Annotated in this window: 22 protein-coding genes and 4 pseudogenes; 17 read left to right on the top strand and 9 right to left on the bottom strand. The window is 69.9% G+C overall.

The features are described from left to right. Positions 1-301: 301 nt before the first annotated feature. Both ABZ078_RS20970 and ABZ078_RS20965 read left to right on the top strand, forming a co-directional pair. Positions 302-1,300, top strand: a complete 999-nt coding sequence (locus tag ABZ078_RS20970) for a hypothetical protein (RefSeq protein WP_189906271.1) — start codon at positions 302-304, stop codon at positions 1,298-1,300. Then, entirely contained in the window at positions 1,297-1,842 is a 546-nt protein-coding gene (locus ABZ078_RS20965) for a hypothetical protein (RefSeq protein ID WP_189906273.1), read from the top strand. The genes ABZ078_RS20970 and ABZ078_RS20965 overlap by 4 nt, the downstream gene beginning before the upstream one ends. A 154-nt stretch (positions 1,843-1,996) precedes the next feature. Here the strand turns inward: ABZ078_RS20965 and ABZ078_RS20960 are convergent, their stop codons facing one another. Both ABZ078_RS20960 and ABZ078_RS20955 read right to left on the bottom strand, forming a co-directional pair. Next, on the bottom strand, positions 1,997-2,674 hold the full coding sequence (locus ABZ078_RS20960; RefSeq protein ID WP_189906275.1) for a DUF305 domain-containing protein: 678 nt from the start codon (positions 2,672-2,674) through the stop codon (positions 1,997-1,999). A 90-nt stretch (positions 2,675-2,764) separates the two neighbouring features. Then, positions 2,765-3,232 (bottom strand): DUF6153 family protein, encoded by a 468-nt coding sequence (locus ABZ078_RS20955; RefSeq protein ID WP_189906277.1) that lies wholly within the window; start codon positions 3,230-3,232, stop codon positions 2,765-2,767. A gap of 627 nt (positions 3,233-3,859) precedes the next feature. On the opposite strand from ABZ078_RS20955, the gene ABZ078_RS20950 reads away from it, so the two are divergent. Then, the gene (locus ABZ078_RS20950; protein ID WP_189906279.1) at positions 3,860-4,189 is read left to right on the top strand and encodes an STAS domain-containing protein; all 330 of its coding nucleotides are present in this window, start codon (positions 3,860-3,862) and stop codon (positions 4,187-4,189) included. Between the two features lie 499 nt (positions 4,190-4,688). On the opposite strand, the gene ABZ078_RS20945 is transcribed toward ABZ078_RS20950, so the two are convergent. Then, positions 4,689-5,516 (bottom strand): recombinase family protein, encoded by an 828-nt coding sequence (locus ABZ078_RS20945; RefSeq protein WP_356577319.1) that lies wholly within the window; start codon positions 5,514-5,516, stop codon positions 4,689-4,691. Positions 5,517-6,296: 780 nt separating this feature from the next. Between ABZ078_RS20945 and ABZ078_RS20940 the strand changes: the two genes are divergently transcribed. Further along, the gene (locus ABZ078_RS20940; protein WP_189906283.1) at positions 6,297-6,641 is read left to right on the top strand and encodes a four-helix bundle copper-binding protein; all 345 of its coding nucleotides are present in this window, start codon (positions 6,297-6,299) and stop codon (positions 6,639-6,641) included. An 80-nt stretch (positions 6,642-6,721) separates the two neighbouring features. On the opposite strand, the gene ABZ078_RS20935 is transcribed toward ABZ078_RS20940, so the two are convergent. After that, entirely contained in the window at positions 6,722-7,150 is a 429-nt protein-coding gene (locus tag ABZ078_RS20935) for a heavy metal-responsive transcriptional regulator (protein ID WP_189906285.1), read from the bottom strand. Positions 7,151-7,284: 134 nt separating this feature from the next. Between ABZ078_RS20935 and ABZ078_RS20930 the strand changes: the two genes are divergently transcribed. The 4 genes from ABZ078_RS20930 to ABZ078_RS20915 all read left to right on the top strand — a co-directional run bounded on the left by ABZ078_RS20930 (position 7,285) and on the right by ABZ078_RS20915 (position 11,798). Then, positions 7,285-7,509 (top strand): heavy metal-associated domain-containing protein, encoded by a 225-nt coding sequence (locus ABZ078_RS20930; protein ID WP_345131862.1) that lies wholly within the window; start codon positions 7,285-7,287, stop codon positions 7,507-7,509. Then, positions 7,506-9,971, top strand: a complete 2,466-nt coding sequence (locus ABZ078_RS20925) for a cation-translocating P-type ATPase (protein WP_189906287.1) — start codon at positions 7,506-7,508, stop codon at positions 9,969-9,971. Before ABZ078_RS20930 ends, ABZ078_RS20925 begins: the two co-directional genes overlap by 4 nt. Before the next feature lie 68 nt (positions 9,972-10,039). Further along, a complete protein-coding gene (locus tag ABZ078_RS20920; RefSeq protein WP_189906289.1) occupies positions 10,040-10,372 on the top strand; it encodes a thioredoxin family protein in 333 nt (110 codons plus the stop codon). Between the two features lie 160 nt (positions 10,373-10,532). Continuing rightward, positions 10,533-11,798 carry an MFS transporter gene (locus ABZ078_RS20915; RefSeq protein WP_189906291.1) on the top strand — a complete coding sequence of 422 codons (1,266 nt, stop codon included), beginning with the start codon at positions 10,533-10,535 and terminating at the stop codon, positions 11,796-11,798. Positions 11,799-11,954: 156 nt separating this feature from the next. Here the strand turns inward: ABZ078_RS20915 and ABZ078_RS20910 are convergent, their stop codons facing one another. Then, positions 11,955-12,134, bottom strand: coding sequence for an STAS domain-containing protein (locus ABZ078_RS20910; protein ID WP_356577365.1), 180 nt, complete (start codon positions 12,132-12,134; stop codon positions 11,955-11,957). 332 nt (positions 12,135-12,466) lie between these two features. Between ABZ078_RS20910 and ABZ078_RS20905 the strand changes: the two are divergent. The 8 genes and pseudogenes from ABZ078_RS20905 to ABZ078_RS20870 all read left to right on the top strand — a co-directional run. Further along, positions 12,467-12,892 (top strand): annotated as a pseudogene (locus tag ABZ078_RS20905) (SAM-dependent methyltransferase); the annotation flags it as partial. 290 nt (positions 12,893-13,182) lie between these two features. Then, complete coding sequence (locus tag ABZ078_RS20900; RefSeq protein ID WP_198427696.1) at positions 13,183-13,851, top strand: DUF4158 domain-containing protein; 669 nt, start codon at positions 13,183-13,185, stop codon at positions 13,849-13,851. Beyond that, on the top strand, positions 13,848-16,196 hold the full coding sequence (locus ABZ078_RS20895; RefSeq protein WP_356577364.1) for a Tn3 family transposase: 2,349 nt from the start codon (positions 13,848-13,850) through the stop codon (positions 16,194-16,196). Before ABZ078_RS20900 ends, ABZ078_RS20895 begins: the two co-directional genes overlap by 4 nt. A gap of 1,375 nt (positions 16,197-17,571) precedes the next feature. Then, the gene (locus ABZ078_RS20890) at positions 17,572-18,420 is read left to right on the top strand and encodes a DUF305 domain-containing protein (protein ID WP_356577316.1); all 849 of its coding nucleotides are present in this window, start codon (positions 17,572-17,574) and stop codon (positions 18,418-18,420) included. A 175-nt stretch (positions 18,421-18,595) separates the two neighbouring features. Then, complete coding sequence (locus tag ABZ078_RS20885; protein ID WP_356577314.1) at positions 18,596-19,078, top strand: class F sortase; 483 nt, start codon at positions 18,596-18,598, stop codon at positions 19,076-19,078. A gap of 541 nt (positions 19,079-19,619) precedes the next feature. Next, a pseudogene (locus ABZ078_RS20880) lies at positions 19,620-19,946 on the top strand (class I SAM-dependent methyltransferase); the annotation flags it as partial. 466 nt (positions 19,947-20,412) lie between these two features. Continuing rightward, on the top strand, positions 20,413-20,793 hold the full coding sequence (locus tag ABZ078_RS20875; protein WP_189906293.1) for a BlaI/MecI/CopY family transcriptional regulator: 381 nt from the start codon (positions 20,413-20,415) through the stop codon (positions 20,791-20,793). Then, positions 20,790-21,767 (top strand): M56 family metallopeptidase, encoded by a 978-nt coding sequence (locus ABZ078_RS20870; protein ID WP_189906295.1) that lies wholly within the window; start codon positions 20,790-20,792, stop codon positions 21,765-21,767. The genes ABZ078_RS20875 and ABZ078_RS20870 overlap by 4 nt, the downstream gene beginning before the upstream one ends. A gap of 51 nt (positions 21,768-21,818) precedes the next feature. Here ABZ078_RS20870 and ABZ078_RS20865 read toward each other — a convergent pair whose 3' ends face one another. From ABZ078_RS20865 to ABZ078_RS20850, 4 genes and pseudogenes are all read right to left on the bottom strand, one after another. Then, positions 21,819-22,913 (bottom strand): magnesium and cobalt transport protein CorA, encoded by a 1,095-nt coding sequence (locus ABZ078_RS20865; RefSeq protein WP_189906297.1) that lies wholly within the window; start codon positions 22,911-22,913, stop codon positions 21,819-21,821. A 161-nt stretch (positions 22,914-23,074) separates the two neighbouring features. Further along, positions 23,075-24,553 (bottom strand): SulP family inorganic anion transporter, encoded by a 1,479-nt coding sequence (locus tag ABZ078_RS20860; protein ID WP_189906300.1) that lies wholly within the window; start codon positions 24,551-24,553, stop codon positions 23,075-23,077. 16 nt (positions 24,554-24,569) lie between these two features. Beyond that, a pseudogene (locus tag ABZ078_RS20855) lies at positions 24,570-24,986 on the bottom strand (carbonic anhydrase); the annotation flags it as partial. 319 nt (positions 24,987-25,305) lie between these two features. Next, positions 25,306-26,025, bottom strand: coding sequence for a hypothetical protein (locus tag ABZ078_RS20850; RefSeq protein WP_356577311.1), 720 nt, complete (start codon positions 26,023-26,025; stop codon positions 25,306-25,308). 814 nt (positions 26,026-26,839) lie between these two features. On the opposite strand from ABZ078_RS20850, the pseudogene ABZ078_RS20845 reads away from it, so the two are divergent. Beyond that, positions 26,840-26,933: pseudogene (locus ABZ078_RS20845) on the top strand (MarR family transcriptional regulator); the annotation flags it as partial.

Here is a 26,933-nt window from a genome sequence, read left to right as displayed (position 1 = left end):
TGCCTCGGTGTGCCGCTACTTCCCGTCGGCGAAGCGCGAGCTGCACTCCGGCTCTGTCCGGAACCACGCTCACAGGCGGGCGCGTGGGCATCGCCGACATGCGCGGCGCCGTTCCCACCACCTACGCACTGGACGCCTCCGGAAGGGTGGCCGCGTTCTCCGTCGGTCCCCTGACCTCAAAGGGGGTTCTTCTCGATCATCCAGTTCATCGCTCCCGAGAGGCGATGACCGACCGGCACGTCGCGGACATGCGGGTCGCCCGCGCCGACCGTCCTCTCCCTTCTGTGAAGGAACCACGATCATGTCCTCCACGTCCCGTAAGACGAAGCCGTCCGTAGCGGCTGCCAAAACTACGGCTGCCGCCAGGCCCACCAAGGCCGAACGGCGACGGGCCAGGGCGGCGGAACAGGCCGCCGCGGCACGGCGTGCCGAGCAGCGGGCGCGTCGGCTGCGCTGGGGCGGCGCGGTCCTGGCCGTGGCGGTGGTCGCGGTGGGCGGCGTCTTCGTGTCCACCCGCAGCGACAGTGGCGGCAGCACATCCACCGGGTCGGCGACGGAGCCCTTCGTGGGCGGGGACCTGCACACGGTCTCGGTGCTGGGCAACAGGCTCTTCGTGGGCGGACACGCCGCCGTCGCCGTCTCCGGCAACGGCGGCAAGACATGGAAGGACGTGCCCTCACTGCGCGATGCCGACGCCATGGGGTGGGCGACCACGAAGGACGCCGTGCTCGTGGGCGGGCACCCCGGGCTGTACCGATCCACTAACGGTGGGGCGACCTTCACCAAGGTGACCGGCAAGGGCGCGGTCGGTGACGTGCACGGCATCGGCGGCAGCGGCGACACCGTCTACATCGCCTCCCCCGAGTCCGGGCTGCTCGCCTCCACCGACGGCGGCACGACCTGGAAGACGGTAAACGCCGAAGCGGGCCGCTCCTTTATGGGCTCCATCCTGGTCGACCCGAAGAACCCGCAGCGCCTGATAGCCCCCGACATGGCCGGCGCGCTGAAGACCAGTACCGACGGCGGCAGGACGTGGAAGGACCTGGGCGGCCCGACGGGCGCGATGGCCGCCGCCTGGAACCCCAAGAACATCAATCAGATCTACGCCGTCGGCATGAACGGCGCCGAGCAGAGCGCCGATGGCGGCAAGACCTGGAAGGAGGCCGACCTGCCCAAGGGCACCAGCGCGGTCGGCTACGACGCCACCGGCAGCGCCTTGTACGCGGGCGCACTCGACGGACAGACCGCCCGCACGTACCGCAGCACCGACGGCGGCACCACCTGGAAGGCCACCTCGTGACGCCACCCCACGACGAGGAGCACGGCCGGCCCGGCGCGCCCCCTGGCACACCCGGCTCCGAGACCGAGGACGCTGCCCTGTCACCCCGCCGCAGGCCGGGCCTGCTTCTGTCGGTGGTGGCCGCCACCGTGGTGCTCGCCCTGGCCGTCGCGGCGGTGGTGGCCCTGGGGAGCGGTTCCGGCGGGGCGAGCGGATCGGCCGCCACCGCCGAGCCGAGCCCCACGACGCCCTTCGTCACCCCGCCCACCGCCCAGGTGCGTCCTGCGCACGAAGCGCTCCACGACATCGACGCCATCTGCCGCGCCAAGGACAAAGGCAGAGACGGCAAGCAGACGTCGCTCACCCGGGACATCGACACGATCATCGACTTCTCCCTGCGTTACCCCAACGCCCGCTTCCCGATCGACGACGAGACCGGATCCACCCTGTCCCTGCTCCTGGTCACCCGACAGAGCATGCGTACCTGCGCACCGACCCTCGTACCCCGACTGGACCAGGCACTGCCGCCCGACTTCCGCTACCCCACCGCCGGCAGTTCCTGACGGCGGCGGGCGGGACGCCTGCCGGTAGGCCACATGCTGGGTCAGCGACGGCAGGAGCAGCAGCCGCCGATCATGGTCAGCCACCCGGGTGGGGGACCACCCGGGCTCCTCGGGCGCGCCTCGGAGCCCTGGGCGGTCAGTGGGCGGATGCGGATCAGAGCCGGTCGAGGATCTTCTCGAACTTCTCGACCTCGGCGGACTGGGTCTTCACGACGTCGGCGGCGAGCTTCTTGGCCGTGGCGTTACGGCCGTTCTTCTGCTCGTCCTTCGCCATGGTGATCGCGCCCTTGTGGTGCTCGATCATCATCTCCGCGAACATCCGGTCGAACTCGGTGCCCTTGGCGGCCTCGAGCTTCTTCATGTCCTCGTCGGACATCATCCCGGACATCTGGGAGTCGTCCATGCCGCCGGACCCGTGGTCCATACCGGGCATGCTCTCCTCGGCGGACTCCGGCTTGCCCCAGGCCTTCAGCCAGGACTTCATGGTCTGGATCTCCGGGTCCTGTGCCTTCTCGATGTCCGCGGCCAGCGTCTTGATATCCGCGTCCGAGGCCCGGCCGTCCGCAAGCTTGGCCATCTCCAGGGCCTGCTCGTGGTGCGGGATCATCATCTGCGCGAACGAGACGTCCGCGTCGTTGAACGTGCCGGGCGCCGGGTTCTCCCCCGCCGACTGAGTGGACGTGGCGGAAGCGGAGCTGCCGCTCCCATGGTCCATGCCCTCCATGTCGCTCCCGCCGCAAGCGGCGAGCAGCAGCCCGCCCGCGGTGATGGTGCCCACCACCGCGAGACGGCGGCGGAGGCGACGGCTGAGGGCGCGCTTGTAGGCAGTCATGTGTGAAATACCTCTTCTGGTCAGTTCTGTCTGTCGGCTGGCGTACACGTCTGCGTGGGCAGCACCAAAGGGGCTGCGCGAGGGCTCGGCCTATATCCGTAGAACTGACAACTGAGCGAGGAGCGGCGGTCTTGGCGGTGGAATGCTGGGGCGCGCCAGTGCCACCGATCGGGCGAGAAGGGCGGTCGACCGCTCTTGCCGACGGGCCACCGCGGCCCGCAGGAACAGTCCGAGCAGCCAGACCGTGAGGACCGCCAGGCACACCGACATCAGGTCCATGCCGCTCGGGAGCCCGTGCACCGGCGACTTGCCGGCCGGCGCCGCGGTCCCGTGAGAGACCTTCGCCTCGGGCTGGGCCAAGGGCTCAGCGGCTGTTGCCTTCTGGGTCATGCCGTCCTGGTGCCCACCTGCGACAGCAGGGCTGCTGGTGCCGCTCACGCCGTGCCCGGACGACACTTCCGGGTGGCCCATCGTGTGCATGGCGAACACGCCCAGCACGAGCACGACGACCAGCAGGAGATACCCGAAGGCACCACCCGCGCGCAGCCGCCCTCTCATGCTCAGCCTGCCCTCCGTACTCGACCTACTGGGATAGTACTGAGTGATGGGCACTGGCCCGGTGCCGGGCAGGTCCGGGCGGGACCTGGACTTCATCCTCCTTCTCGGTGCCGGACGCCTCCTCGTCTTCCTGTTGCGCTGAGCGCACGAGGAGGCACCCGGCCCGTGAAGTCCGACGCAGCGGACTTCTGCAGGCTGGCCAGCTTAGTAGTTGCGATTGCCCCCAGGTCCGGGCTTCAGCTTTCCACGACGGAGCGCGAGTGGGATCGGCACGGCCTGGGCCTGCCTCCGATTAGGTCTTTGTCGATCGCTTGCCGCTTCCGGGCTTCGCTCGCCCCGGGCCAGAGCCGCCATCCTCCGCCGGTACTCGGCAGGGGCGGGGCGGCCGATCATCCGCAAATAGTCGAGCCGCTGCTCTGCCGCGGCCGGAAGTCCCGCCCCGCGCAGCCCAGCCAGCGGAGGGACCGCGTTCCCGAGGTGCCACCAGCTGAGCCGTGTCGTAGAACACGGCCAAGACGACACCGGTGATGCCACAGGACACCCAGGGTGGGTGTGGACACGGCTGGTGATCCGGGGTTCTCTTGGACACAGACCCCCGTTCTGCGCTACTGGCTGGGGGCCAGCGCCATGTACGACACATTCCAGGTGCGAGTGCATCCGGCCAAGTCCGGCAGCTGCTGGGTGACCGTGGCCGGAGAGCTCGACGTGATGAGCGCCCCTGGCGTCAGGGACACACTCCGCGTCGCCATAGCCGATTACCGCAGCGTCGTGGTGGACTGCAGCGGGGTAACCTTCTGTGACTGCTCGGGGCTGTCCGCGCTGCTGGCCGCCGTCCGTGCGGCGCAGGCCAACGGCATTGAACTGCGCCTGCGTGCAGTCCCGCACTCCCTGGCCCGCCTGCTGCGACTTACCCACACCGGCAGCGCCTTCACGATCGAGCAGCCAGACGTGCGGTGAGTACCTGCCCTGCGACATGGGGTGCCGTTAACGAACGGCGAACCAACCGACATGTAGCTGAGCGTGATGCTCAGGTGGTGGGTCCTGTGCGCCGAGGTGAGCCCAGAGGGGGCCATGGGATGATCTTGCTCCGTGACTGATGAGCAGAATTCTGGCGTGCGCGGTGGCTGGCTGGCCCGGTTCCTTGAGCGTCGGCGGGAGGTCCGTCGTGCGCGGGGGCCGCGGCGGTTGTCGTGGGAGGAGGCAGCGGAGCGGGCCGCTGAAGATCTGTGCGGCGTGGACCGGCGAGACCGGCCGCCAGCCCGGAGCCGCAGGCTGTCCCGGGAGGAGGCCGCCGAACGCGCCGCCGACTACCTGGAAGGCCGGTAGGCCAAGCCCCTGGTCGGGTGCGGCGTACATCTGCGGTGGCGTGACCTACCCGCCCGCGGGCGCGTTGGAGGAACGCGCCTCCTCCGGCCCACGGCCCCTTGATCCAGCCCGGCGTCAGGGGCCGTCGTCGTCACCCTGTCGCCACGGCCTTGGCTCCGGTACGGGGTTCGGGGAGCGAGCCGCCGGCCTGGAGGGCGGCGAAGTCGGCGTGGGCCTGCTCGACGGCCTCCGGATGCGCCACCCGTTTCTCGTGCTCGGCGAGTGCCCGGTAGATGCTGGCGACGGAGGGGTTCTGTCCCTTGCGCTTGCCGGTGGGGATGATCAGGTCCGGCTGGATCTGCTCGACGGACTCGCCGTCCGCCCGCCTGCGGAGCACGGTGTGCAGCATGTCCTCGGTGATGACCGGCGGCCGGCCGCCGTGCTTGCCCTTGCGGGCCGCGGTGTCGAGCCCCTCCAGCGTCGACTCCCGGATGTTCTCCCGCTCGGTCTCCGCCATCGCCGCGAAGAACGCGAACAGCAGCTTGCCCGGCCCCGTGGGGTCGTAGATGCCGGGCAGGGGGCCGGCCAGCATCTCCAGGACCAGGCCGTGGGCGGTGAGGTGGTCCGCCAGGGCGGTGAGTTCGGCGGCGTCGCGGCCGAGCCGCTTCATCTCGTACACGGTGAAGATGACCCGGCAGTGCGGGGCGTGCGCCTTGACTTCCCGCGCCGTCCGCAGCGCCTCCTCGAACTTCGGGCGGACCCGTACCCGGGTGCTGATCTTCTCGCTGAAGATCTTGTCGCGGGGGATGCCGTGCTTGCTGAGCGCGTCGAGCTGGGAGTCGAGTTCCTGCCCGAGCGTCGAGCACCGCGCGTAGCCGATGCGGATGTCCGCGCTCGGCAGGTCCGGGTCGATCGGTGCCGGCGGCGGGGTGCCCGGACGCCACGGCCGGCCCGGCCCGCGGTCGGCCGGTGTTGGCACCCGCAGCGCTTTCTTCAGCCGGGGAACCTTCGTGAAGCGGCGGGTGTGGTAGGCGGAGGCGACCGCGCCGCCGCGCGAGCGGCAGGGCGAGCCGGGCTGTGCGTCACACTTCGGACAGGCGTGCTGTTCGACGTCGTCCGCGTCTGACCGGTCGGTTGGGGAAGGCTGCTGAGGGGCCGTCATGGGCTCGGATTTTCGCACAATGCAAGTCTCAGAAGGGGGTCAGTCCCGCTTTTGAGTGAGAACGGGTTCTGCGAGCGAATCCGGGTCCGGCCGGGGGCTGGCGGCTCGTGATTGATCTTGCTCAGGCAAAGGACCGTTTGTGAGAGTAACCCCGAGTGCAGCTCTGGCCCTTGGCTGGCGCCAGCGAAGATCACTAGCGGTCGGCGGACGCTGCTTGGGCCATCTGTTCGAGCTTCGTAAGCAGCAGCTTGCAGTCGGCGACCGCGTCATGCGGCCCGCCGAGCGGGCTGGTTGCGGTAGGGCCGCGCTTGACCAACCCGCGCCACACACCGGCCTACGGCTGCATTGTGCGGGGCGTGCGGCAGCCGCAGTGCGCCCCGGCGGCCGCCTGTTCGATGATCTCGTCCGCCGGTTCCGGCCCTGCCGCAGCGAGTCTGGCATTTTGCTGCGGCGCTGGGTTGACCTGGCCCTCGGGGCCGGCCCGTAGCGTCAGGAGTGTGGGGCCGTGGCGGTGTCGCCCGGCTGGCGGCGGTGGCCGCGCGCCCTGCGTGGAACCCATGGCATCGACCCGATGACTCGATCTGATGGAGGTGCGCGATGGCAGTGACCACCGTGGAGGAACGCAACAAGGCATGCCTGGACGCCTGCGCGGAGTGCCAGCAGGCGTGTGAGGCGTGCAACTACCAGTGTTGTGCGGACCAGCCGGAGATGGCTGAGTGCGCGCGGCTGTGTGTGGACTGCGCGGCGATCTGCGCGCTGTGCGTGACGCTGCTGGCCCGCGGCTCCCGCTGGGCGGAGCAGGTGTGCCGGCTGTGCGCGGAGATCTGCGAGGCGTGCGCGGCGGAGTGCGACAAGTACGACGTCGACTACTGCCGGGCCTGCGCTGAAGCCTGCCGCCGGTGTGCGGAGCAGTGCCGTCAGATGGCGAGCGCCACGGCCTGACAGCGGGCGTTCACCGTCGAATGTGGAAGGGGCAGGCCATTGCGGCCGGCCCCTTCTGCCGTTTTGCGGTGATGGAGCGGTCACCGGCCCGGGCTGGTCTCGATGATCTGGCACACCACGGCGTCGCCGCCCGCTCGGCGGGCCTGGTCTGCGGTACGGCGGGCTGTGACCAGCGCCTTCCTCAACTGCCGTAGCTCGGTCAGGGTGCGGTCGATCTGGTCGATGTGGGCGTCCAGGAGCTGGGTGACCCGGCCGCAGGGCTGGGCGCCGTCGCGTTGCAGGGCGAGGATGTCGCCGACTTCGGCGAGGGTCAGTCCGAGGGTCTTGGCCTGGCGGATGAACCGGAGCACGGCGATGTCGTCGGCGGTGAACAGACGGTATCCGGCCTCGGTGCGCTCGGCGGGCGGCAGCAGGCCCTTGTTCTCCCAGGTGCGGATGGCCTTGCGGGTCACTCCGGCCTGCTGGGCGGCCTGGCTGACGGTGTAGAGGTGCTGGTCAGCGGTGGTCACGGTGTCCTCCTGCAACGTGTGGGGGACTGGTTTCCTCCCAGTCTTGACCTGGCCCTTGGGGCCAGGTTCTAGCCTCGCAGACGAGTCGGGAATGTGCGAGCGGTGCACCCGGCCGAACTTGAGGGGAGCCGGAGATGACCGAGCAGATGATTCTGAACGTGCAGGGCATGGACTGCGCCGGGTGCGAGCAGCGGCTGACGGCCGCCGTACAGCGCCTGGAGGGCGTGCGCTCGGCTGCGGCGGATCACACCACGGGAGTCCTGGAGGTCGAGCTGGCGCCCGGTGCGGATCGCGATGCGGTGGCAGCGAGGGTGGCCGAGGCCGGCTACACCGTCACCGATCAGGAGGTGCGGTCATGACCACGCTGATTGACCAGACCCCGGACTGGGCGGCCGAGCCCAGCAACGTACCGGGGCATGCCCGGGTGCGGGCCAGGATCGCGGGGCTGCACTGCTCGCTGTGCACGGGCACGATCGAGAAGGCGCTGGGGCGGCAGCCCGGGGTGGCGAAGGTCGCGGTGAGCCTGACCCATGAGCAGGCGCTGGTCGACTACGACCCGGAGAAGATCAGCGGCCGGCAGATCCTGACCACGCTGCGGGATATCGGTTACGACCTGTACGACCCGCGCAAGCTGCGGCCCTTCGAGGAGGAAGAGGCCGTGCTGGTGCGCGAGGGTATCCGGCTGCTGGCTGCGGTCGCCGCGAGCCTGACCGCGATCACCCTGGTGGCTGCGGCCGGGCTGGTCGGAGCCCTGGTCTCGGCGTCGTTTGTGGCACTGATGGTGCCCATCGCCGCGGCGATCCTGCGGCCGGCGGGCTGGCCGCGCGCATCGGCGGGGACGCTGGGGATCGTCGCCCCCGGCGCGGCGGCGCTGGCGCTGCGGGCCACCGGTGTGCTGGGCGAGGCGGCCACCGGCTGGATCACCGGCGTGCTGGCGGTGGTGATGATGGCGGTGGTGACCCCGCACTTCGTGCGCATGGCCTGGCAGTCGGCGCGGCGCGGCATCCTCAACCAGCACGTGCTGCTGGAAGCCGGGGCGCTGGCGGGCCTCGTCGGCGGTGCGATCGGGCTGACCGGAGTGCTGCCCGACTATCCCACGGCGGCGTTCTTCGCCGTCACCGTGCTGATCACCACCTACCACACGTTCTCCGAGTGGCTGTCGCTGCTGGTCAAGACCCGCTCCAGCCAGGCGGTGAAGAAGTTGCTCGACCTGCGCCCGGACACCGCCCGTGTCGTCCGCGACGGCGTCGAGACCGAAGTCGACCTGGACCAGGTCGCCATCGGTGATCTGGTACGCATCCGCCCCGGCGAGCGGGTCCCCGTTGATGGCCGGGTGTCCTCCGGGTACTCCGCGCTGGATCTCTCAGTGGTGACCGGCGAACCGGTACCGGTGGAGCGCGGCCCCGGCGATGAGGTGATCGGCGGTTCGGTGAATGGCACCGGCACTCTGCTGGTGGAGGTCACCCGGGTCGGTGAGGAGACGTTCCTGTCGCAGATCGTCCGGCATGTGGAGGACGCCCGGGCGCTGAAGCCGGGCATTCTGCACTTGGTCGACCGCGTGCTGCGCGTCTACACCCCACTGGTGCTGGCCGCCTCCGCACTGGCCCTCCTGGCCTGGCTGGGCGGCACCGCGCTTGCCGGGGACGTCGATGTCCGGCGTGCGGTCTTCGCCGCTCTGACGGTGCTGGTGATGGGCTACCCGTGCGCGGTGGGCATCGCCGCCCCGCTGGCGATCGTCCGCGGCGCCGGAGAGGCCGCCGACCACGGCATCGTGATGCGCACCGGTGAGGCGTTCCAGACGCTGCGGCAGGTGGGCACGGTGGTGCTGGACAAGACCGGCACCCTCACCCTGGGCAAGCCCACCGTCCGCGGCATCCACGTCCACGGCATCGGCGAGGACGAGCTCCTCACGCTGGCGGCAGCGGCGGAACATTCCTCCGAGCACCCGCTGGCGCGGGCCGTGGTGAACGCCGCGAACGACCGCGGCCTGGCGTGGCCGGAGGCCGGCGAGTTCTCCTCGCTCACCGGACTGGGCGTCATCGCCGAGGTCGACGGCCGCCGGGTGCTGGTCGGACGGCCCGCGCTCCTGACCGAGCACGGCATCGACACGGCACCCCTCCAGGAGGCGATCGAGTCCTGGACCAGTACCGGGCACACCGCCATCGCCGTGGCCGTCGACGACACCCCGGCCGGGGTAATCGCGCTGGGCGACGCCCTGCGCCCGGAGGCCGCCGACACCGTCACCGCCCTGCGACAAGCCGGGATCACCCCGGTGCTGCTCACCGGCGACAACCACCGCGCCGCCGCCCACATCGCATCCCAGATCGGCATCACCGAGGTCCACGCCGAGGTCCACCCCGACCACAAGGCCGCCATCGTCCGCGATCTGCAAGCCGACGGGCGGCGGGTGGCCATGGTCGGGGACGGCATCAACGACGCCCCCGCCCTGATGCAGGCCGACGTCGGCATCGCCATCGGGACCGGCACCGACATCGCCATGGAGTCCGCCGACATCATCCTCGTACGCGACCACCTGCACCTGCTGCTGGATGCCCGCCGTATCAGCCGCACCAGCTACCGCAAGGTCAAGCAGAACGTCACCCTGGCCTTCGCCTTCAACGGCATCGGCATCCCCGCCGCCGCGACCGGCCTGGTGTACCCGGTGTGGGCGATGATCGCCATGGCCGCCTCGGTCACCGCCATCTTCGCCAACTCCATCGGCGCCCGCCCCACCCTGCTGTTCGCCGCGATCAGCAGCGTCGGCCGCCAGCCGGGCACGGCCGAGAGGAAGGCGACCGAACCGGAGCATGCCGCCACTTGACCCGAAACCGATGGGGGCGCCCCTGTGGCGCCCCCATCGCCGCTTTGGGATCACAAGGAGCACGGGTGATGACCGCCTTTCCCATCCTCCGCCGTGACCAGCTCACGGCGGCAATGTCCGTGCCCGGCCTGGTGCTGCTCGACTTCTGGCAAGCCTCCTGTGCCCCCTGCCGGGCACTGGAGCCGCGCCTGGAACACTTCGCCCAGCGGCACCTGGGGGAGTTCACCGGCTACCGCATCAACGTCGACACCGACCAGACCACCACGGCCGACTTCGACGTGCTGTCCATCCCGACCCTCATCCTGCTGCGCGAGCGCCGGGAGGTCGCCCGGCTCGACGGACTCATCCGCGACGCCGATCTGGAGAAGGTGCTGGGGGAGAACCGGGACAGCTCCGCTTGACCTGGCCCCTGGGGCCAGCTTCTAGCGTCAGCCCGGGCCGACCCCATCCCGGCAGCCGACCTTGGTGGAGGGAAGATCTCTCCTGACGGGCCGCAGGGGTCGGCTCGCCCCTGCACCGCCTTCCAAGCGGTGCCCCGCAGATCAGAGGACCAGGAGCCAGATGCCGCGCCGCCTGCCGAAGGTGTTCACCTACCCGGCGTACCGCCGACTGTGGACCGCATCGACGCTGTCGCGGTGGGGCGACGCCTTCCACACCGTGGCCCTGCCGCTGCTCGTGCTGCACCTGACCGGCTCCGGGCTCGGGGTGGGGATGGTGGTCATCGCCGAGATCGTGCCCGTCCTGCTGCTCGCACCCGTCGCCGGGGCAGTGGTCGACCGCGTCTCACCGCTCAAGGTGATGATCGCCGCCGACCTGGTCCGCGCCGCACTCGTCGCCGTGCTGCCGCTGGTGTACGGGAACATCGGCGCCGTCTACGCGATCGCCTTCGGCCTGTCGGCCGCCTCGGTGTTCTTCAACCCCGCCACCGGCGCCCTGCTGCCCCGCCTCGTCGGGGAAAAGGAGCTAGTCACGGCGAACTCCGGGATCTGGACCGCGGCGGTCCTCTCCCAGATCGCCCTCGCCCCGGCCGCCGGTCTGCTGGTCGTGGCGTTCGGGTTCGCCCCCGCCTTCCTCATCAACGCCGCCAGCTTCGTCCTCTCCGCCCTGGTACTGGGCCGCTTGCCGCTGGCCGCCCGCCCAAACACCACACCGGACCACGGTGAGGCGGTGCATCCGGTCGGCAGGTGGCGGCGCTGGGCCCACCAGGCAGGCGGCGGCATCCACCTCATCGCCCGGGACCGGCTGCTGCGCACCCTCGCGGCCGGCCAGCTGCTGGCCGCACTGTCCGCCGGAGCCACCAGCGCCCTGCTCGTCGTGCTCGCCGCCGACCGCCTGCACCTGGGACCCGCCGGGTACGGCTGGCTGCTCGCCGCCATCGGCATCGGCGCCGCCGCAGGCCCCCTGCTGGTGCTGCGGCGCATCGAGGACCCGCGCCGCCCGCTGCTGGTCTTCGGCCCCTTCGCCCTGCGCGGCGGCGTCGACCTCACCCTGGCCGCCACCACCAACCCCGTCGTGGCCGGCGGCGCACTGGCCGCCTACGGGGTGGGCACCTCCACCGGCGCGGTCACCTTCACCTCCCTGCTGCAAGCCACCGCCCCCGAAACCCACCGTGGCCGCGTCCTGGCCGCCTTCGACGTGCTCTGGCAGACCGGCCGCCTCGCCTCCCTACTCGTCGGCGGACTGCTCGCCGACACCATCGGCGTCCACTGGGTCTTCCTCGGCGGCGGCATCCTCCTGCTCGCCGCCGCCACGCTGGGATTCACCACCCGCATAGGCTCCCCAGGCCAACACGACGGGCGAGTGCAGCGGCGTCCAGCGGCAGGCTGAGGCTTGCCGCAGCTCAGGGATACGGCCCCCTTAACCCGGTACCCCGAGCTACACCAACCTGGCCAGAGCTATGCGAGAGCTGGGCCGTCCACGAAGTGGTTCAGCCGCACAGGACGTACGCGCACCGGCTCACCGGCGCACCGCCCGGCCATGGCTTCACCGTACGTCCCGCTGCTCGATGGTGAAGGCGCTGCTGGCATGCGTCAGCCGCAGCAGCCTTGCCAGCGGGTGCGGGACCGAGCACAGCCGCAGCTCGCTGCCGCGGGCCTTGGCCGTGCGGGCGGCGGCCAGCAGCGCGGACAGGCCGGTGCAGTCGCAGAAGTCAGCTGGCCGCAGTCGACGTCGACGCGGTCGTGGGCTGCCACGGCAGCCTTGAGGGTGTCGTGTACATCCGGGGCGCTGACCACGCCGAGGTCCCCGGCCACGGTCACCCGGCAGCGGCCGGGCCCGGTCGGGTGCACTGCGACGTGGATCGTGTCGTACACGGCGCCCCCAGTCAGCGACGCGGACGGGGTGTGCCTCCAGGAGACCCCCGGACCGGCGGCGGTGTCCAGTAACGCAGGACGCCCGGCGGCGGCAGCATCGGCCGGACGCTTCATCCCGGCCGCCGGGCGGCGTCCAGTCTCACCTACTCGGCTGCGGCCTCGGTGCCCCGGCGCCGTCTCCTTTTGTCCGCCCGCACCCACGCGGCGCCGGCGTTCGGCAACCCCGCCCACTGGGCCGCGGGCCTCCCGGAGACCGGCCGGGCCGCCCGGCACAGCCCGGAGCGGATCACGGCCGGGACCGAGGAAGCCTTTCACCTGCGGTTCCTCGCCCAGTGCGCGGCGCCGGACGCGCAGATGACGACGGTCGGCCAGGCGCTGCACCTGGTCGACGTCGTGACCGGCTCCGCCGCCACCCTCACTCTCACCGAGGGCCGGTGGGAGGTCCGCGAGGGCGGCCCCGTACGGCTGTGGGAGCGGATCGAGTGCGTACTGACCGCGTACGACGAGGCTGGCCGGCCCGAGCCGGAGACGTTCACCCTGCACGTCTACGACGGCGGGCAGCACCTGCGGCACCCGCGCCTGCCCGGCCTGCCGCTGCGCAGGCCCTGACGCCCCAGCCGGACTCCAGGCGCCCGGGCGGGGCGTGTGACGGCCTCCGCCCGGGCGCCTGGCCGTGGTCACCGCACCCACTCGTACTCGTCGTCTTCCCATCCGGCATCGCGGTCGTCGTCGCTGAGGAGGTCGTTCACCTCGTCCTCGGAAAGCACTTCGCGCGGATCCTGCATGGCTCTCATGATGCAGGCCCGGCCGTTGCCCCCGGGCCGGCGGCTCGTTGGGCCGAACGAGTGACGGTGAACGGCCCGGTGACGGGCGGACGGTGAAGGGGCGGGGCAGCCGGGATGGCGCGTGATCTGGGCCTGGACGAGGTCGTCGACCACTTCACGCTGAACAGCGAGGAGACCGGCTGGCTGCGCAACAAGACCGGCGCCACCCGGCTCGGGTTCGCGGTGCAGATGAAGTTCCTGCTCTGGCGTGGCCGGTTCCCCAGGATGCGGCTGGAGCTGCCCCGCGACGCGGTCGAGCACGTCGCCCGCCAGGTCGGCGTCGACGCCGGCGAGCTGGCCGCGTACGACTTCACCTCCCGCACCGCCCAGCGGCACCGCACCGAGCTGCGCGAGCTGACCGGCTGGCACGAGTGCAGCCGCACCGACATGGTGAAGGTCACCTCGTGGCTGGTCGATGAAATCTGGCACGACGAGCGGCGCGAGGAGCCGATCCGTGCCGAGCTGCTCAAGCAGATGCGCACCGACCTGATCGAGCCGCCCACGGCCGACCAGGTCACCACCATCGTCCGCTCCGCACTCCATCAGGCCGAGGAACGCGCGACCAGCGAGGTCGCCGACCGGCTGGCGCGGACCGAGGGGTGCACGCGGCGGCTGGATGCCCTGGTCTTCACTGACGTCGCCAGCGACCAGGGCGACGTTGCCGAGGACGGAGGCGACGACGCGGCCGAGGACGTCGAGGCGGTCCTGTCGCAGATCAGGCCCATCCCGGCAACGTCAGCCTGAACTCGCTGCTGGACGAGATCAAAAAGCTCAAGCAGGTCAGGGCCCTTGCGGTGCCGACCGACGCCTTCGCCCGGATCGGGCCGCAGGTCATCGACGCCTGGCGCGCTCGCGCGGCGGCCTCCTCGCCCAGCCACCTACGGCGCTTCAGTTCCGAGGTGCGGCACGTGCTGCTCGCCGCGCTGGTCTTCCGCCGCGAGCGGGAGATCACCGACACCCTGGTGGAACTGCTGAACTCCACCGTGCACCGCATCAACGCCCGCGCCGAGAAGAAGGTCACCGAACACTTCGTCGCCGAGTTCACCCGGGTCCGCGCCAAGTCCGGGCTGCTCGGGAAGATCGCCGCCGCCTCCCTCGGCAGCCCCGAGGGCACCGTGCGCGACGTGGTCTACCCGGCAGCCGGAGGGGAGAAGACCCTCAAGGACCTGGTCGCCGAGCTGAAGGCCACCAACGCCGAGTTCGCCCGCTCCAAGCGCGAGGTGTTCAAGTCCTCCTACAGCAACCACTACCGGCGCGGCCTGATGGACCTGCTCGGCGTGCTTCAGTTCTGCTCCTCCAACGACCGGCACAAGCCCGTCATCGACGCCCTGAAGCTGATCGAGCGGCAAAAGGACTCCTCCACCACCTATCTGCCGCTCGGCGAGACCATCCCGTTGGAGGGCGTGGTCCGCAAGGACTGGATGGAGTTCGCCCTGCACACCCCCGACAAGGGCCCGCGGCGGGTGATCCGCACCGTGTACGAGGCGTGCGTCTTCCAGGCCCTGCGCGACCGGCTGCGCTGCAAGGAGATCTGGGTGGTCGGCGCCGACCGCTGGCGCAACCCGGACGAGGACCTGCCCGACGACTTCGAGACCCGCCGCGCCGAGTACTACGACAAGCTGAACAAGCCGCGCGACGCGAAGGTGTTCACCGCCCAGCTCCAGGCCGAGATGCGCGCCGAGCTCGGCGCCCTGGACACCGCCCTGCCGAAACTGCCGTGGGTGACCATCGGCGCCCGCCAGCGCGGCGGCGCCATCAAGTGCACCGAACCCGAGCCCCAGCCGGAGCCCAAGAACCTGCGCAAGCTCAAGAAGGCGATCCAGAAAAAGTGGGGCACCGTCCCGCTGATCGACATCCTCAAGGAAGCCGCCCTGCGCACCCCCATGCTCAAGGCCCTCGCCCCGGTCGGCACCCGCGAGGCCGTCGACGAGGCCAAGCTCCTCGAACGCCTGCTCCTGATCGCGTACGCGTACGGCACCAACTCCGGCATCCGCGCGGTCGCGGCCGGCGGCCACGGCCACACCGAGGAAGAGCTGCGCTACACCGCCCGCCGCTACCTGACCGCCCCCGGCCTCAAGGGCGCCCAGGTCGCCGTCGCCAACGCCACCTTCGCCGCCCGCTCGGAGGCCATCTGGGGCCAGGGCACCACCACCGTCGCCTCGGACTCCACCCACTTCAAAGCCTGGGACCGCAACATCTTCACCCAGTGGCACTCCCGCTACGGAGGCCGCGGCATCCTCGTGTACTGGCACGTCGAAAAGGGTTCGATGGCCATTCACAGCCAGCATCTGACCTGCACCGCCTCCGAGGTCGCCGCCGCGATCGAGGGCATGGTGCGGCACGCCACCGCCATGAAGGCCGAAGGCAATTACGTCGACTCCCACGGGCAGTCCGAAATCGGGTTCGGACTGACCCGGCTGCTGGGCTACGACCTGCTGCCGCGCATCAAGCAGATCAACACCGTCAAGCTCTACCGGCCCGGCCGCGAGGACGAGGACACCTACGACCGCCTCGCCGACGCCATGACCCGCCCCATCCGCTGGGACGTCATCGAGAACAACTACGACCAGCTCATCAAGTACGCCACCGCGATCCGAGTCGGCACCGCCTCCACCGAGGCCATCCTGCGCCGCTTCACCCGCACCGCCTCCCACCCCGTCTACCAGGCCATGCTGGAAGTCGGCCGCGCCCAGAAGACCATCTTCGTCGCCCGCTACCTGCGCGACCGCGACCTCCAGCGCGAGATCCAGGAGGGCCTCAACGTCGTCGAGGGCTGGAACGGCGCCAACGACGTGCTGTTCTTCGGCAAGAGCGGCGAACTCGCCTCAAACCGCCGTGACCAGCAAGAACAATCCATCCTCGCCCTGCACCTGCTCCAAGCCGCCCTGGTCTACGTCAACACGCTCATGATCCAGGACATGCTCGCCGATCCCGAATGGGCCGGCCGCCTCACCGACGAGGACCGCCGCGCGCTCACCCCGCTGTTCTGGATGCACATCCAGCCCTACGGCGAGGTACGGCTGAACATGTCCAGCCGCCTCCAGCTCTCCGCCCCCACCAACCCGGAGCCAGCACCCGCCGCGGCCTGACCGCCCGGTCGGCTCGCCGGGCACGGAGCGATCCTGAAGACATGGCCCATGTCCGCGCCTGCGCGTGCTGCGGCGCCCGGCTCCCCAGGAGCACGCCGCCGCAACGCCGGTACTGCGACGACACCTGCCGTGCCCAGGCGTACAGGGACCGGCAGGTCGAGGAGCGGCGCTACGCGCTGCTGGGCATCCTCGGCGCCGCCTACATGCGAGGCGACCGCCGTACGCTCCGGCAACTGACATGCCCGGAGTGCGGGAATCCGACCTTCGCCAGCGCGGGCCGGCGTCGGGATGCGAGGTACTGCGGAGATCGTTGCCGTGCCCGCGCCGCGCGCCGCCGGGCAGCCCGGCGGGCACGCTCTGCGGCTGACAGCCGTGACGTAGAGCCGTAACACTCAGCCCGCCTACTGCCGGGTATAGCAGGCTCCATCGCATGGTTTCGGAGATCACCCGTCACCGTGCGCCCGCGACCAGAACGCGGACACCCACATGAAACGACCCCTGACTTCGTCACACTCAGCTACATGTCGGTTGGTTCGCCGTTCGTTAACGGCACCCCGACATCCGTACCGCAGCACGATTTGGTGACAACTTGACGTCTCGCCTGCTGCATCGCGCAGCGTGATCCGCGACGGCACCATGCTCCTTACCGGCAACAGCCGTGCCCCCGTCGGCGCCCCGATGAGGAGTTCGCCGAATTGAGCAAGGGGCATGAACGGCACGAGCCGTGAGTCGGCAAGCCCTTTCAGCTCCATGAGCGGTATGCCGACGGGGCAAGAGTCCGTATCGCCGCCATTGTCCAGGTCCGGCCCGTCGCCGAAGTGCATGCTCAGCGGCACCCGCAGCAAGTTGCTCTGCGGTGACGCCGGCGATGTGTGTGAAGCACACCAACCACGACAGTGCCTGCTGCACAGTCACAGCTCTAACACCAGCAGGCCCGTCGAGCGAGGCGGGGACGGCGCACCCTTCCCGGCGGCTGGCCTGATCGCGCGATGAGACCAGGGCGGCCTCCTATCCCTGCCCGGCCACAGGGAACCAGACGCCGGCGCCCCGTGCCGCACCCCGAGTCTCGGCACGGAAAGCCGGACAACTACCGGACGGCGGGCTGCGAACAAAGCGCCTGCTGGCGCTCGGGTAGTTGGAGCAGCGACTGGTGAAAGCGGCCGGTGAATGGCACGGTACGCGGACAGTAGCTCAAGCCGCCCAGAGGGTGATCCACGATGAGGTGAGCCCGGATGGAGCAAGCCCGCAGGGTGCTCACCTAAAGGGATTCATACGTTGGGTGTCGAGACGGTCGCTTTCCGAAGCCGTCCTCGACAGGCTCCCCTGTGCCGGTGCGGCAGCGCTCCGTGCTGGCCTGCCCTGGAAGGACTCCAACGTGCACATAACCACTCTCCGGCGCGGCAGTGCTGTGATGATCGCCCTAGGGGCGTTCGTCTGCGCGCCCGCCGCCGTCGCCGCCCCGGCCACGCCTGGTGCGATCGTGCGGGCAGAAGTCGAACACGACCAGCCGATGCCCACCCCTCCGGTCGCCTACGAGTTCGGCGAGACACTGGCGAAACTGAAGGGCAAGCAGCTGGAGATCACCTTCCTCGCCGAGATCATCGGGCATCATAAGGCGGCCATCGAGATGGCCGAGCTCGAGCTTGAGCGCGGCGTCGACCCCGACATTCGCACCCACGCCGAAAACATCATCGCCAGCCAGAAGCACCAGGTGGAGCAGTTCACCCGCTGGCTGCACCAGTGGTACGGCCTCACCCCTGAGGACGCCATGGAGCACATCTCCGCCGAGGCCCGCAAAGAGATGGCCGAGATGGAGAAGGACACCGAGCGCATGATGGACATGCTGCGTGCGGTGGACAAGGGCAAGAAGTTCGACACCGCATTCGTGCACATGATCATTCCGCACCACGGTTCGGGGGTGATCGAGTTCCTGGAGCCGCAGGCCCGCGCGGTCCACGCCGAGCTGCGGGTCGCAGCCGCCTCCGGGGCGATGACGCAGGAGTCGGAGATCGTAGACTTCCGCAAGTGGCTGTCCGGCCAGGCCGCGCCCATGGCAATGGACGAGCAGATGATGCCCAAGGGTGGTGCGGACACCGGTGACGGCGCCAGCGCCAGCCAGGCGTCCACCACGCCGCTGATCGCGGCGGGGGGCGCGCTGGCCGCCGCGGGCGCGGGCGGTGTCGCGGTTGTGCTGCGCTGGCGGCGCGGTGCCGAGCAGGGCTGAGGGGAGCCGCAGCCCGGGGGCGGGTGGCGGTCGGCTGCTGTGGTCGGCCGCCACCGGCCTGGCCTCGGGTGTGGCCATGGTGGTGTACGGGGCCGTGGCGGTGTCGGCGCCTGCCCCGGGACCTTCGGCTGCCGCCCCCTTGCCGCCGCGTACACCGGCCGGGACAGCAGCCGAGGTGCCGACACTTGGAGCTTCCCCGCCGGTACGGATCGTCATCGAACGCCTGGGCATCGAGGCCGGGATCATGCGCCTGGGCCTGAACCCGGACGGCACGGTCGCCGTGCCGCCCCCCGAGCAGGCCCGCCAGGCCGGCTGGTACGACGGCAGCGCCGCACCCGGAGAGCGGGGACCGGCGGTCGTGCTGGGCCATGTCGACTCGGCACGGCTGCCCGGCGGCAAGGCCGTGTTCTACCGGCTCGGTCAGGCCCGCCCCGGAGACCGGGTGGAGATCACCCGCACGGATGGGGTCACCGCCCGCTTTACCGTCGACTCCGTCACCCAGGTGCCCAAGAAGCGGTTCCCCTCCCGGGCCGTGTACGGCCCCACCCGCACCGCCCAGCTGCGGCTGATCACCTGCGGCGGTACCTACACCGAAGACGGCGGCTACGACAGCAACATCATCGTCTTCGCCCACTACACCGGCGCACAGGGCGGATAGCGCCCTGCTGTGATGCGCATCGGTGCGCCAGTGCTCGGGTGACTCCGTGGCCAGCCGGGACGGCGGGCGAGCGGCAGGCTGGCGTCGGCCGGGGCGTATCGGTGGACGGCGGTCCCATCGACCGTACCGCGAGAGTGCAGGCAGCCCTTCCGGCAGGCGTCGCACCGTATCGGGGACGGACGGGTGAAAGGTCGACCGACTGCTGTTGATACTAGGATGGGATCATGGGTCGAGTCAGAGTTATCTTCGACCGCATTCATCGCAGGCTTTTCGCACTACTATCTCTCCTTCCGGTGGAGCAGCAGGGAAAGCTGTTGCGCCTTTCCTTCGAATCGAAGCACAAGAGACCCGACCCATGGGGTCACGCTGTAGTTTCGTACGAAACGTACAAGTACGGTAAGACGCTCAATTGTGTGCCAGTTCGGCACTACCGGCGCATTGCAGATATTGGCTGCAGCGAAGGTGTCTTCACCTGCCGCGTTGCGGGTAACTATCCGGCTGCGGACGTTGTTGGCCTGGACATCTCCCGGCGCTCGGGCGGGCGACGCAACGCGCCAGACAAGAGCACCTTGATGTCACGTTCCGAGCCTGCGACATCCTCAACCAGAGTTTCGAGGGAAAGTTCGATCTCGTTTTCTGTTCCGAATTGCTTTACTACCTGGGCAGCTACAGCAGGCTTCGGCTTGCCAGCGAGAGAATTGTCGATTTGCTCGAACCCGGTGGACTGCTCTTGCTGACCCACCCGTGGCCGGAATCCCGACGACTCCACCTACCTTTCGACACCCACCCTGGACTCCTGCGATTTGCCGAGTACATCGACCAGAGCACTCACCGCCCATTCGCTGTCGCCGTCTACGAACGCCTATGAGTGAACGGGGCTACAGGCAGGCGATCCAGGCTCTTCCTGCCTCGTGACGGGCAGGCTCCAGCCCGACGTGCCGTTCGGCGCTTGGTCAAGCAACTCCATGACCGAGTGGTGATTAGCTGTGGTGCACAGACTCTCGCCTCGGCGGGTGCAAAGTGTTTCGAAGCCGTAGCCGTGTGCCTGGCCGTCACGCGCGCCCAAGCCGGACGGCGAGTTGTACTTCTATGAGCAGTTGCTCTCCGAACGGCCCGGCTTTCCCTGTCTTAGAAGGCGCTGAAACCTCAGTTGGCTGCCGCCTTGGCGAGACGCCGAACGCGCCCTCAAGAAGCGGGCTTCGCGATCCATGACATCCGCCGTCCTGGCCAATGGCCGAGCCACCCCCTCCTTCCCTTCAGTCATCGGAACCGCTCGACCGCCACCTAGGGCACTTAGGATGTTCGGAGAGCATTCCAGCCCGGGAGGAGGACACGTGGCGCGGTTCGGCGAGCTGGAGGCCGCGATCATGGACGCGGTGTGGGGCGCGGGCCGTTCGCTGCGCGTCCGCGAGGTCCTCGAACGCCTCGAGCGTGACCCCGAGCCCGCGTACAACACCGTGCACACGGTCACCGAGATCCTCCACCGCAAGGGCTGGCTGTCGAAGGAGAAAGACGGCCGGGCCTACCGATACGGTCCCACCAAGAGCCGTGAGGAGTACATCGCCGGACTGATGGGCGAGGCTCTCGCCGTGGCCGAGGACCGCACGGCCACGCTCGCGCGCTTCGTGCAGCAGATGCCGCCCGGAGAGGCGGAGGAACTGCACCGCCTGCTCGGTCAGGCCGTGGCCCGTGAAGCAGGGGAGGCGTCGAAGTGATCGTCGCCGCCGTCCTGTTCACGTACGCCGTGCTGCTGTGCACGCTGGCGCCCCGCCTGCTGCGCGGCGTCCAATGGGCCGAGCGGGCGCCGCGCCTTGGCATCGTCGTCTGGCAGGTGTTGGGCGCCTCCGCGCTCACTGCCGCCGTCCTGGCGGGCCTCGCGCTGAGCGTGCCCACGGTGCGTGTGAGCACGGACCTCGCCGAACTGCTGCAGGCATGCGTGATGGCGCTGGCCGCCCAGTACGCCACTCCCGGCGGGGCATCGGCCGGCGCGGTCGGGGCGGTGCTCGCGCTCGCGGTGCTGGGGCGGGTGGCGTGGTGCACGGGCGCGGCGCTGCTGCGCATCCGCCGGGAGCGGCGGGCGCATCGTGAGGTGCTCGACATGGTCGGCCGGCCGGACGCGGCCCGGGGCGTGATCGTCCTCGACCATGAGGAACCCGCCGCCTACTGCCTGCCCGGCCGCCACCGCCGTACCGTGATCACCACCGGCGCCCTGCGCACCCTTGACGACGACCGGCTGGAGGCCGTCCTCGCGCACGAGCGCGCCCACCAGGCCGAGCGGCATGACGCCGTACTGGCCTGGGCCCAGGCGCTGGCTCGCGCCTTCCCGCGCGTGCCGCTGTTCCGTATCGCCGAGGCGGAGATCGCGCGGCTGGCGGAGATGCGCGCCGACGACGTCGCGGCGGCCCGCTCCGGACGGCTGACCACCGCTGCCGCCCTCCTGGCGGTCGCCGCCGGACGCGCCCCGGCCGTGGCCCTGTCGGCCGGCGGCTCGACGGCCGCCCGGCGGGTTCGCCGCCTCATCAAGCCGCACCGCCCGCTCGGCCGTCTGCGTGTCGCGGCCGGTTCCCTGACAGCGGCCGTCGCGCTCGCTCTGCCACTGCTGGTCGTCGGCGGACCGGCGGCAGCGGCCACCCAGATGAACTACTGCCCGGACGGCACCCCGGCCGCCCAGGTCACCACCATGCGCTGACCCTCCCCGCGCCGACCTTGTTGTCCTGCATGGCTTGCGTCTGGGCCGCGGTCACAGCCAGCCGTTGCGTTTGAAGCCGCGATGGATGGTGAAGCAGGCGGTGGCGATGACGGTGAGGACGAGGGGGTAGCCGAAGGTCCAGCGCAGCTCGGGCATGTTGTCGAAGTTCATGCCGTACACGCCGGTGACCATGGTGGGTACGGCGATGATTGCGGCCCAGGCGGTGATCTTGCGCATGTCCTCGTTCTGGGCGACCGTCACTTGGGCCACATGGGCCTGGAGGATGGAGTCGAGCAGGGCGTCGAATGCGGTGATCTGCTCGGTGGCGCGGGCGAGGTGGTCGGCGACGTCACGGAAGTACGCCTGTATCTCCGAAGGGACGGGGCGCATCGGCTGGGTGGAGAGTTCGGCCAGCGGGCGGCCGAGGGGGACCACGGCCCGTTTCAGTTCCAGCAGCTCACGCTTGAGCTGGTAGATGCGGCCGGCGTCGGAGTTCCGGGAGCTGTGCGGGGAGAAGACCTCGGTCTCGACCTGCTCGATGTCGTCCTGGACCGCGTCGGTGACGGTGAGGTAGCCGTCGACGACATGGTCGGCGATGGCGTGGAGCACGGCGGCCGGGCCCTTGGCCAGCTGCTCCGGGTCGGCTTCGAGGTCCTCGCGCAGCGGACCGAGGGAACCGTGGCGGCCGTGCCGGACGGTGACGACGAAATCCGGGCCGACGAAGACCATGATCTCGCCGGTGGTGACCACCTCGCTCGTGGCCGTCAGCCGCTCGTGATCGACGTAGGCGACGGTCTTGAAGACGGCGAACAGGACGTCGCCGTAACTCTCCACCTTGGGCCGCTGATGGGCGTGGACGGCGTCCTCCACGGCCAGCGGATGCAGGCCGAGCAGGTCGGCGATCCGCGCGAACTCCGTCTCGCCGGGCTCGTGCAGACCTAGCCAGACGAAGCCGCTGCCGTCCTTGCGCGCCAGGGTGAGGGCTTCCTCGACGGTGGGGGCGGCCTGCCGGCGCAGGCCCTCCTGATAGACGACACAGTTGACCACCGCGGAGCCGAGCGGGGAGCGGGACGGGTGACTGAGGTCCACACGGCGGCCCCTGCCTGCCAGGTGGGTGACTTTGCGCAGGTTGCCGACCATCGACATACAGGGCTCCCTTCGGCAGACCCAGACACTAAGGCACTTAGTTCCATAGGAGACTAGACCAGGAACAGCCGAATCCATTGCTCAGGGGCCCGGTCATCCGGGGTGCGGACGATGCCGCGGTACCGGAAACCGTCCGGATACCGCGGCATCGTGAACTGCGGTCAGGCTGCCGATGTCACCTTCACGGGCTCGGTGCCGTCGGTGCTGTGCCGCTCCGCCCAGTTCTCCAGGGCCGTGCGGCAGGCGTGGTCGAGGTGGTGCAGGCCGGACAGGTCCAGCTCGACCGGGCGGTCCCGGGGCAGGGCCTCCAGGCTGTCGAGGATTTTCGGCAGCCGCAGGAAGGTCGCGTTGCCCGACAGGTGGACCTGGATGGGGCCGACGCCCTCGTCGATGACCTGGGTCTTGAGGTGCGAGGCCTCCCAGGCGGTCTTGACGACCGCCAGGGCCAGACCGATCAGGACACCCTCGAACATGTTGACCGCGACGATCGACACGGCCGTGACGACGAGGATCAGTGCCTCACCCTTGTGGCTGCGCCACAGCGTCGCAATCTGGCGGAACGGGATCAGTTTCCAGCCCGCGTGCACGAGGATGCCGGCGAGGGCCGGAATCGGGATCAGAGCCAGGGCCCACGGCATCGCGGCGGCGAACAGCAGCAGCCACACGCCGTGCAGGACACGCGAGGCCTTGGTCTTCGCGCCCGCGCTGACGTTGGCGGAGCTGCGGACGATCACCGCGGTCATCGGCAGCGCGCCGAGAAGACCGCACACGGTGTTGCCCGCGCCCTGGGCGATCATCTCCTTGTTGTACTCGGTGCGCGGACCGTCGTGCAGCCGGTCCACGGCCGCCGCGCTGAACAGGCTCTCCGCCGAGGCGATGAGCGCGAAGGCGATGATGGTGCCCCAGATGGCCGGGGTGGCCAGCTCACCGAAGGCCTCGGCGCCGGGCGGCTGGATGACGCCGAGCAGGCCCTTCACCTGGACGGTGCCGACCGGCAGGCTGAAGGCGAGAGTGGCGACCGTGGCCAGGACGACCGCCGCGAGGGCGCCGGGTACGGAGTGCACGGCCTTCGGCATCTTCTTCCACAGCACGATGACGGCGATGGTGCCCGCACCGATCGCGAGCGAGGTCAGCGCCTTGGTGCTGCCCATGGCGTCGACGACCGCCACCGGCAGCCCCGCGATCTTGCCGATGCCGGTCCCCGGGGCCTTCAGGCCCGCCGCCGCGTAGATCTGGCCGGCGATGATCACCAGACCGATACCGCAGAGCATGCCCTCCACGACGGAGACGGAAATCGCCCGGAACCATCGGCCTATCCCGAAGAAGCCCATGGCGAGCTGGAGCAGGCCTGCGATCAGCACGATGAGGCCGAGCGTGCTTACCCCGAAATCGCTGACGGCCTCGAAGACGAGCACGGTCAGACCGGCGGCCGGACCGGACACCTGAAGGCTGCTGCCAGGCATGAGTCCGGTGACGAGGCCACCCACGATGCCGGTGATCAGCCCGAGTTCGGCCGGGACGCCGGAGGCGACCGCCACGCCGACGCACAGCGGCACGGCGACCAGGAAGACAACGATGGAGGCGAGGAAGTCCTGCCTCAGGTAGGGGAACTTGGGTACGGTGCTTGTGTTGTTCGTCATCGCGCTCACGCCCCCCTCACAGCACCGCGAAGGTGTCGGTCTGCGGACGGTGCGCCAGAACGGTCCCGGTGTGCACCTCGTAGTACCAGGCGTGCAAGTTCAACTCGCCACGTTCCAGCTTCCCGGCGACGCACGGGTAGGAGCGCAGCCGCAGCAACTGCGTCAGGACGTGGTTCTGTACCCCTTCTGCGACGGTCGGATCCTCGGCAGTCCCCTTCGGCTTGGGAGTCGCGTGGGCGAGCCACTCGCGCACGGCCGGGACGGCGTCCAGGTCGTCGCCGCGGACGAGGGCGCCCACGGCACCGCAGTGGGAGTGGCCGCATACGACGATGTCCTTCACGCCGAGCACCTGCACTGCGTACTCAATGGTGGCCGCCTCGCTGGTGGGGTGCTCCAAGGCGTACGGCGGGACGATGTTGCCCGCGGTACGCATCACCGTTGCGGAGGTTTGCGTCAGAGTGTGGCGCCACCCGCTCTCCCCGCCTGCGCCGTCGCCTCTCCCTCCATGCCAGTTCCGCGATCAGAAACACCGCCAGGGCCGCTACCAGTGTCAGCGCGACAGTATTGGCGGCTGAGATGCCGGCAATGAAGTCGCTCTTGTCATCCTTGAGGTCCGATGCCGTGCGAACGGCGTCGGCGATGCCGCTCGGCGCGTAGATGTGTCCATTCATGCCCCTCCGATCTGCACCCCACGTACGGGCAGACGCCACCTACGCTACCGGATGCATGCTAAGCGATTTAGTAGGAACTTCTCAGTGGCTGTGTCCGTCCTCCGCGTCGGGGGATGCGGTCCCCTCCGGCGCCGTCGGCTGAGAGGACGTGCCCGGGGACTCCTCCCCTTCTGCGTGCTCGCCGGCTTCCTCTGCCGAACCCGTGCCGTGGCTGTGTCCGCTCTCGCCGGATTCCGTGCCCATCCCCGCCGCGATCGTGCGCAGGCCGAAGAAGCTCACGGCCGCAGTGAGAAGGACAGCGAGCCCCACCGGTCCGAAGATCCGGCGCCAGGATGACTGTGCGTCCTTGAGTACGAATGCGATGAAGGAGACGGTGATCCCCAGAGGGACGAGCAAGGCGCCCCGGGCAGGGAAGTCCTCGAAATGCTGCAGGCCACCACTGAGCATGCCGATACCGAACGAGAGCAGCAGTGACGCCCCGATGACGAGGATGGCGCGGGGCAGGGCGGGCCGGTCGGCGGCGAGCAGGAACTCGTTGACCACCGTCGCGACCAGGAACACCAGGACGCCGATGACGGCGATCTTCGTGTAGCGGGCTGGATCCAGCGGATGGTGCACCACGGCTCCGCTGATGAGGCCCGCCCCGACGAAGTACAGCACGTACCCGATGTAGCGACCCGCGAGCGGGGCCGGCCTACGGGCGCGGTGGCGCTTGCGAGCGCGACGGGCGGCGGCTCGGCCGCCACCGGAGGGCGGCTGGGGTTGCGCGGGCCGTACGGGGCGGTCGGTGACAAGGGACAAGGCGCAGGCCTTTCGTCGGCTCAGAGGTTTTCGGGAACGGCGAACGGCTGATGAGCAGGGGTATCCGCAGTACCGCATGCACGCCCATGACTGACGGCGCGACAGGTCGCCGCGAGAGTCGGCAGGTCGCGCAAAGTTCTTACGAAACAGGCGCAAGGCGCAGATGGGGACACGGGTGTGCAGTGCAGAGCCCGGCAGGAGCAATCGGCCTCGTCGGCCTAAATGCGCAACACGGCTGTCGCGCCTGGAGATCTTGTCTCTGGAGTGGCGGTGACAGCACGCATGTCGGACTGCGGCGACACGTGGCAGTGGTCGACCGCTGGTGAGGTGCCGGGAGGCGGTAGGGGGAGCGCGTCGTCCGGCTGCCCGGGCGCACAGCTGGGAGCGGAGTCCTCGGACGCGCTGCCTTCACGGTGGGGCTGAGCGTGCTCGGCTGAGAAGTCCGCGCCGGGAGCGGGAAGTGATGCGGTAACGCCCGCTTCGAGGTGCCCGGCAGAACTCTCACCATGCAGTCCGTGCGCGAAAAGCAGGCCCAACAGCAGCATCACAAGCCACGCGAGACGGGTCAGCTGCGGAGCCCGCCTACGGGCGCGCGGCAAGGCTGTGGCCGTCCGGTCCGTGAGCACGGCGTGATCATAGCCAGTCGGATGAGTTCTGGCGTCTCCTGATCTCGAAATCGTCGGTGCCCGGCGCTGCTGGCTGCACGAGTCCGTCCCTCAGAGCCCGGACCGCACGCCGGGCACCGCGTGGTGCAGGGTCCACCCACCATCTCGGTGAAGGTCAGACGCGCCCGCCGCACCCTGGCCCGGGGAGCTTCGACCGGCTCACCCCCGAACAGCAGGAGGCCCTCGGCGAGATCATGCGGATCGTCGCCGAGGGCCTGCAGCCGAGCGAAGCGGGTGCGGACC

It is taken from the genome of Streptomyces sp. NPDC006385, from assembly GCF_040612485.1.
In the GTDB taxonomy this organism is placed as follows: domain Bacteria; phylum Actinomycetota; class Actinomycetes; order Streptomycetales; family Streptomycetaceae; genus Streptomyces.
Note: the sequence above shows the minus strand (reverse complement) of the source record. Positions and strands in the feature narration are given on the sequence as shown.

Excerpts from the sequence above, each read along its gene's own strand:
- ABZ078_RS20970 (WP_189906271.1), top strand. The coding sequence starts at position 302 with ATGTCCTCCACGTCCCGTAAGACGAAGCCGTCCGTAGCGGCTGCCAAA.
- ABZ078_RS20960 (WP_189906275.1), bottom strand. The coding sequence starts at position 2,674 with ATGACTGCCTACAAGCGCGCCCTCAGCCGTCGCCTCCGCCGCCGTCTC.
- ABZ078_RS20955 (WP_189906277.1), bottom strand. The coding sequence starts at position 3,232 with ATGAGAGGGCGGCTGCGCGCGGGTGGTGCCTTCGGGTATCTCCTGCTG.
- ABZ078_RS20950 (WP_189906279.1), top strand. The coding sequence starts at position 3,860 with ATGTACGACACATTCCAGGTGCGAGTGCATCCGGCCAAGTCCGGCAGC.
- ABZ078_RS20940 (WP_189906283.1), top strand. The coding sequence starts at position 6,297 with ATGGCAGTGACCACCGTGGAGGAACGCAACAAGGCATGCCTGGACGCC.
- ABZ078_RS20930 (WP_345131862.1), top strand. The coding sequence starts at position 7,285 with ATGACCGAGCAGATGATTCTGAACGTGCAGGGCATGGACTGCGCCGGG.
- ABZ078_RS20925 (WP_189906287.1), top strand. The coding sequence starts at position 7,506 with ATGACCACGCTGATTGACCAGACCCCGGACTGGGCGGCCGAGCCCAGC.
- ABZ078_RS20920 (WP_189906289.1), top strand. The coding sequence starts at position 10,040 with ATGACCGCCTTTCCCATCCTCCGCCGTGACCAGCTCACGGCGGCAATG.
- ABZ078_RS20915 (WP_189906291.1), top strand. The coding sequence starts at position 10,533 with ATGCCGCGCCGCCTGCCGAAGGTGTTCACCTACCCGGCGTACCGCCGA.
- ABZ078_RS20900 (WP_198427696.1), top strand. The coding sequence starts at position 13,183 with ATGGCGCGTGATCTGGGCCTGGACGAGGTCGTCGACCACTTCACGCTG.
- ABZ078_RS20865 (WP_189906297.1), bottom strand. The coding sequence starts at position 22,913 with ATGTCGATGGTCGGCAACCTGCGCAAAGTCACCCACCTGGCAGGCAGG.
- ABZ078_RS20860 (WP_189906300.1), bottom strand. The coding sequence starts at position 24,553 with ATGACGAACAACACAAGCACCGTACCCAAGTTCCCCTACCTGAGGCAG.